This window comes from Lentibacillus sp. (genome assembly GCF_035301675.1).
In the GTDB taxonomy this organism is placed as follows: Bacteria; Bacillota; Bacilli; order Bacillales; family Amphibacillaceae; genus Lentibacillus.
This window is the reverse complement of sequence record NZ_DATGTT010000023.1, coordinates 1-6,219: the sequence shown is the minus strand read 5'-3', so window position 1 is coordinate 6,219 and position 6,219 is coordinate 1. Positions and strand designations below refer to the sequence as shown.

The following is a 6,219-nucleotide window of genomic DNA, read 5'->3' as shown; positions in this document are numbered from 1 at the left end:
GATTGTGGTTAAATCAACTATACCAAAAGCTGAGGTGTTTTTTCATGTTATAGCCTAATGTCAACCACTATATGTCAGACCCGACGGGTCCTGATAGGTGTTGAATTCATTGCGATTTTCTTGGTGCGAAAGTTGAGTTATAAAAAAGAGCTGTCCCATAACGGGCCAACTCTTTTCCGGATTACCTCAGAGAAGCATCCTGTCCATGAATCTGGCGGACAATCTCTTTTTCTTTTTTCGGCGGATGGAGGAACAATGCCAAAATAAATGCGACAAAAGCAAGGATCGTGCTGCCCATAAATGCCCATTCAAACCCAACAACTTGTGCAATACGACCGATCAGTTCTGGAGAAGTATTCCCGTCTGGTACGAAACTGTTGGTGCCCATTGCAACAAGAGTCACGAGAATTGCCGTTCCCATTGACGCCGAAATTTGCTGCAAGGTATTAGCCATCGCAGAACCGTGTGCATACCATTTTGGCGGCAACTGGTTCAAGGCTGAGGTCATGACCGGCATCAGAGCGAACGACAAGCCGAACATGCGAATGGCATAAATAATTGTCAGATACGTAAATGATGTCTCCAAAGATAACCTGGTAAACATAAACGTCGTCACCGTTACGATACTTAAACCGATCAATGCAAGCCACTTGGCACCATATTTGTCAAACAGCCGACCGGTAATCGGTGACAAAATCCCAATCACAATTGCCCCCGGAAGCAGCATCAAACCAGACTTAAGCGGTGAAAATCCCAACGCATTCTGCATAAATAACGGGAGCAATGTTTCTGCCCCAATCAATGAAATAAGGACCGTCATCGTAATCGCAATCGCCAATGTAAAAATCCGGAATTGAAATACCCGAAACTCCAGCATCGGTGTTTCAAGAACCAGCTGACGCCAGATGAATAAACCGATCACCACTGTCCCGATAGAAATTGCACTGATAACAACAGTACTGGCCCAGCCGCTCTCTGATGCAATACTGAATCCATACAGGAATGAACCGAATCCGACTGAAGATAAAACAATCGATAATACGTCTATCTTTGGTTTTCGGAGATCGGTCACATTCCGCAGAAAGAGTCCTGCAACTGTAACCGTAATCGCTACAATCGGAAGGACCGTAATAAACAAGGAACGCCATGAGAAATGTTCCAATAGCCAGCCTGACAGTGTCGGGCCAATCGCCGGGCCAAACGCAATTACAATACCAATCATCCCCATTGCGGTGCCGCGCCGTTCGACTGAAATGACCGCCAAAAGCACTGTCATTAAAAGCGGCAGCATAATACCGGACCCGGAAGCCTGAACAACTCGGCCCAAGAGAAGTACCGGATAAGCAGTCGCTATCGCCGCGATAACGGTTCCCGCGCCAAATAAGCCGATTGCGGTCAAAAATAATCCCCGGGTTGTAAACCGGTCAATCAAAAATGCCGAAACAGGAATCATAATCCCATTTGTCATTAAAAAGGCGGTCGTCATCCATTGCACTTCCCCCTGTGTGATGGAAAACGCTTCTTGAATTGTCGGGAGTGCTGTTGCCAATAATGTTTCATTGATAATACCCATAAATGCGCCTGTCAATAAAGCAGCAATCATCAATGCTTTTTGTTTTGGCGGCAAATCCCAGGAAGTTTCTGTATCATTCATGTTAAGTCCCCTTTCCATGCTTCCCATGCAGTTAAAATTTTGTTTAGCCGTGCATTTAAATACGAACGGTGATACAGCTGGGCAAGCAGTGCATCAACCAGGAATTCTCTCGGCTTCTCTTGTGTCAGTTCTTCAATCAAAAGATCGACTGTCTGTAAATCTTTTCCTGAACAGCGGGCACTGTCTATATTCATTTCTGCCCGGAATGTATTCAAATCATTGACGATGCTCTCTATGACAGAAGCATCGGAACCAGCACTGCTACGGACCGGCAGAATCGGGGTTAATGCTTCATCATTTTCAACAATCGCTTTTATACATTCTGCGATAAAATCGCCCAATCTATCCAAAGGCAAAGCAGGTCCTTTCCAAATAATCTGCATTAAATAACTGTGAATAATCCCTTCCAACACAAGGGTTAAGTCATCCAGGTATTTCTCGGGTTTCGATCCGAACGCATCCATTAATGCTTGTTTGTGCCATTTCTGATGTGTCTCCTGTATCCGATCAAGAAATTCAGAAATTGGCCCTTTTTCATACGGCGGAAATTCAGTCACTAAGGCAAGGAAAAAAGACCTGTATTCAATTGATTTTTCAAGTTCGACCGCAATTTTTCGCTTCAGTGCCAATAAAGGCGACTGGCTTAATTCTTCAGTAAGCCGGTCCGCTTCCCTGAACATCTCATCATAATATCGCTGCAGCAGTTCCAAAATCATGCTTTCTTTTGAATCAAAATGTTTATAAAAAGCACCCTTCGATATACCACAGGCTTCCGTGATATCAGCCACAGAGGTAGCGTGAAAACCACTTTTTTGAAAAAGCTGAACGGCCGCATCCAACAGCTCCACATGTCGTTGTGCCATTACAATCCTCCCGTTCCTGACCGATCAGTTACTTTTGGTAAATTTATAGTCACCGATGTATCATAACATGTGATCATGAAGGATGCAATCAGTTTAGATTTGAATTTAGATCGATCAAGAAACAGTAATAATTTATCCGCCCACCACTCTTACTTTCGATAAGCATATTTTATTAGCAGTATGGTATAGAGAGGTGAAAAAATGAGTTCCAAAAAGAATAACCGCCGGGGAAGATTTGATATCGACATGTCGCCATTTCGGGATCTTATGGGGCAGATGGATTCCTTTTTCAACCATTCTTTCAAACAGATGAATTCCATATTCAATATGCGGCCCTTTTGGGTTGATGTAGATGAATACGATTCTGAAATAACTGTGACAGCAGAATTGCCGGGTTATAAACGTAACGAGATTGAATTGGAAATGATCGGTCATCGACTAAGAATTGCCGCCCAGAGGAACTCCACTCACGAGAATCAGCAAGCAGAACGAACCATTACACTGCCATTTCCAATACCGAAAGAAGAAACAAAAGCAACGTTTCATGATGGGCTGTTGAAAGTCACCATTCCCAAAACAGATCCTGACCGAAAATATATCAATATTACGGATGAACATGAATCATGATTGATGATGGTCATGTGATGATGTTCGAGGTTTTTTCAGATTTAGATAGTTACCTGTCCACACCTTCTGTTCAATGATGCATATAATGGCACTATCCATGCGAAGGAGGTGCTTATTAATGAGTGGATATGCTGGAGGCGGCAACAACTTTGCCATGATTGTCGTATTGTTCATCCTCCTTATCATCGTTGGCAGTGCCTATGTTGGCGGTGGATATGGCGGAGGTTTCGGTGGCGGCGGTTATTGCTAAGCCAATAAACCGTTCGTCCTGTTATTTTGATCATCTAATTATGAAAGGCTTATGGGCGCCCCATAAGCCTTTTAACGTTATGATTCATTTATCTGCCCAGCCCTACAGCAAGTCTTTCCCGCTCTGCCAGCGCTCTGACATGAATTTTTCCGACTCGCCTGTATTGCCATTGATATAAAACGTCTCATTGACCAGCCCACTAAGGATCGCGACCTTCCACAGCGGCAGGTACACGAGGAAAATTTCCTTTATTTCATGCCTCGGTTTTTTCAGAATATACGACCGGTTAATCTGTTTCTCCTGAACATTTTTCACATATCGTTCAGCCTCTCTCTTGTCCGTTATATACGTTTCCACAAGGGAACCATGACCAATTTCCCGATCATGAATCGGCGGGACTTTGGAAAATACCCCCCGGTAACCTGATACAGCATCAACAAAAATCATATTCGGGTGTGTACGCGGCGGAAATGGCGGCCTGTCAGCGATAACCAGTGTTTTAGCAAGCCAGAATGGATGGTACATTAAATCACACGTTTTTGTGGTCTGTCGCAGGTAATGTTCATTTATTGAACGGTTCAGTCTGGCCTTAAATCCGGCAGCTTTATAAACATGCTTATATAATTCATGTTCTGTTACTGTGATATTATCTCCAATGACTTTAATGGTTGCTTCATTCATCTGCACGTTTTTATCATCCTATCTATTTTCCAAATGAGTATGATAATAATCCACCCTGGACTGAGTCTCTTGTGACGGTGGTTCGGTCATCAAGCTGACGATAATCATCAAAACTAATGATAGAGGTGCCCCAATAATCGGTTCCGCATTGGTGGGCAGCCACCCTCCGATTATTAGAGTCAGGAAGACTATGGCACCGCCAAGCATGCCTGTTAACGCACCCAACATATTGGCGCGCTTCCACCATAAACCAAGAACAATCGGAAATCCGAACGCCGACAGCAGAAATCCGCCGACCCAGCCGACCATGATAGCAATCAGTCCCGGCGGATCGATCGCAATCAGAATACCGACGATACTTGCGGCGATCATCACCACAAAGACCCAGGCCGGTCACGAACCGTTCACTGGCTTTTGGATTGATGTGTTCCTTGTAAATATCATGCGCGATACCTGCTGAAATAGCCAAAAGCATCGCATCAGCAGACGACATAATCGCTGCCATCAGCCCGGCAAGCATGATTCCGCCCAGAATCGAAGGAAGATACTGTTCAATCACTGAGACGAAAATCATGTCGGTATTATTAAGTGAATCAACAATGCCCATACTTGCCCCGGCCGCTGTAACGAAGAATCCGGCGATAAACAATGTTAAATAAAGCAGACAAGCCCACATGGCCGAGCGGCGGGCAGTCCTCGCATCGCGGGACGCAAAGTTACGCATGACAACCGATGGTGAAATAATACCAAACCATAAAAACGCAATGAATAACCCAAAATAGGACATCCATGGCTGCGTGATATCACCAAAAGCCGGATCGACCGCCATGGCATCGTTAATCAGCGAAACAACACCATTATGATCAACCATAATAAATACGGCTAAAATGACAATCCCGATAAGCATGACTGAGCCCTGGATCAGGTCCGTATAAGTAATCGCCCACATACCGCCAAGGGCAGCATAGAGGGTAAAACCCAAGCCTAGAACGACAACAGCGGTCTTATAATCGATGCCCAATACGTGCGAACCGATCAGACCGGAAGCCGTCAGCTGCGGCACCATGTAAAATGTCATGCCAATCACGACAATAACAGCTGAAACAATTTGCACCGGTTTTCCGAATCGCTGATTAAAAAATTCAGGAAGCGTTTTCACTCCGGCCCTGCGAATTTGACCGGACACAAGAAACATCGAAAACGGAAGTATCGCAATAACACCAAAAGCATATGTAAAAAAGTATGGCACACCTAACGCGACTCCCGATCCAACTGCACCCATCAGAGAGCTGGAACTTGCCACTGCCGCGAAAATCGCAAACGCCCCGACAAACGTATTAATACTCTGTCCTGCCGTGAAATAATCGTTTTCCGAACTCCGTGCCCGCCTGTAGAAATAAATCCCCTTAATCGTCATGGCAATTAAATAGATAAGCAATATAATCGATTCAGTTACTTGCATCCTTTAATCTCCCTCCCTGCAGACAAAATTAGCTCATTCACTGCTGCTCTCTATTTTTTCAATCCAGACACTATAAACAATCGCCAAGAGAAACCAGAAAAATAATCCAATGAACATCAGCCAGGCGACCAGTGAAATCCCCAGCATATACGTGTCTGTCGGCCACCAAATAAATACGATTGCTGCGTAAACAACGAGAACAATTGTCAATATGAAACCCGGATCCCGAAATTTGGACCGTGATGCCAATGAAATCACCCCTTCACATTTTGGATTACAGAGACTTTTATAGACTTATTCACAAAATAAATCATATCATGAATATTGTCGAATTTAAACAATTTGCAATTAAACGATAAATAACAGCAATATAAAAAAAGCTCCTTTAATAAAATTTGCTTTAAAAGAGAAATATAAGGAAAGAATGGAGGGATGATGTAATGGATAAAAAGAAACGCAAGCCACACCGTAACGATGAGACAGTCGCACCCGGGATGGATCCCGATGATTCTTTTGGAGAAGAGGCATCGGAAACCGAGATTAAGAAAAACCGGGCAAAGTGCGGCCCGGTCCTTTTCTTCCTAACTTCGTTAGAGGATGTCCGATAATCTGTATTCCTGTCCATGTATACCTTTATAATATGCTGGATACATCTCTCCTCCGCATTGTTCACAGTTAAATC

The 6,219-nt window shown here is 44.0% G+C and carries 8 protein-coding genes and 1 pseudogene; 3 read left to right on the top strand and 6 right to left on the bottom strand.

What is annotated here, in order from left to right; genetic code table 11:
* Positions 1-181: 181 nt before the first annotated feature.
* Both VK097_RS03985 and VK097_RS03980 read right to left on the bottom strand, forming a co-directional pair.
* On the bottom strand, positions 182-1,654 hold the full coding sequence (locus tag VK097_RS03985; protein ID WP_324210508.1) for an MDR family MFS transporter: 1,473 nt from the start codon (positions 1,652-1,654) through the stop codon (positions 182-184).
* Positions 1,651-2,517 carry a TetR/AcrR family transcriptional regulator gene (locus tag VK097_RS03980; RefSeq protein WP_324210507.1) on the bottom strand — a complete coding sequence of 289 codons (867 nt, stop codon included), beginning with the start codon at positions 2,515-2,517 and terminating at the stop codon, positions 1,651-1,653. Before VK097_RS03980 ends, VK097_RS03985 begins: the two co-directional genes overlap by 4 nt.
* 201 nt (positions 2,518-2,718) lie before the next feature.
* Between VK097_RS03980 and VK097_RS03975 the strand changes: the two genes are divergently transcribed.
* Together VK097_RS03975 and VK097_RS03970 are read left to right on the top strand one after the other, a co-directional pair.
* On the top strand, positions 2,719-3,144 hold the full coding sequence (locus VK097_RS03975) for an Hsp20/alpha crystallin family protein (protein ID WP_324210506.1): 426 nt from the start codon (positions 2,719-2,721) through the stop codon (positions 3,142-3,144).
* A 118-nt stretch (positions 3,145-3,262) separates the two neighbouring features.
* A complete protein-coding gene (locus tag VK097_RS03970) occupies positions 3,263-3,394 on the top strand; it encodes a YjcZ family sporulation protein (RefSeq protein WP_324210505.1) in 132 nt (43 codons plus the stop codon).
* Positions 3,395-3,496: 102 nt separating this feature from the next.
* On the opposite strand, the gene VK097_RS03965 is transcribed toward VK097_RS03970, so the two are convergent.
* From VK097_RS03965 to VK097_RS03950, 4 genes and pseudogenes are all read right to left on the bottom strand, one after another.
* A complete protein-coding gene (locus VK097_RS03965; RefSeq protein ID WP_324210510.1) occupies positions 3,497-4,075 on the bottom strand; it encodes a hypothetical protein in 579 nt (192 codons plus the stop codon).
* An 18-nt stretch (positions 4,076-4,093) separates the two neighbouring features.
* Positions 4,094-4,447 carry a sodium:solute symporter family transporter gene (locus VK097_RS03960; protein WP_324210509.1) on the bottom strand — a complete coding sequence of 118 codons (354 nt, stop codon included), beginning with the start codon at positions 4,445-4,447 and terminating at the stop codon, positions 4,094-4,096.
* 85 nt (positions 4,448-4,532) lie between these two features.
* Positions 4,533-5,492 (bottom strand): annotated as a pseudogene (locus tag VK097_RS03955) (sodium:solute symporter family protein); the annotation flags it as partial.
* Positions 5,493-5,570: 78 nt separating this feature from the next.
* Positions 5,571-5,786, bottom strand: coding sequence for a hypothetical protein (locus tag VK097_RS03950; protein WP_324210504.1), 216 nt, complete (start codon positions 5,784-5,786; stop codon positions 5,571-5,573).
* Between the two features lie 191 nt (positions 5,787-5,977).
* Here VK097_RS03950 and VK097_RS03945 point away from each other — a divergent pair, with 191 nt between their 5' ends.
* Positions 5,978-6,145, top strand: coding sequence for a hypothetical protein (locus VK097_RS03945; protein ID WP_324210503.1), 168 nt, complete (start codon positions 5,978-5,980; stop codon positions 6,143-6,145).
* The last annotated feature ends 74 nt before the right edge of the window (positions 6,146-6,219 follow it).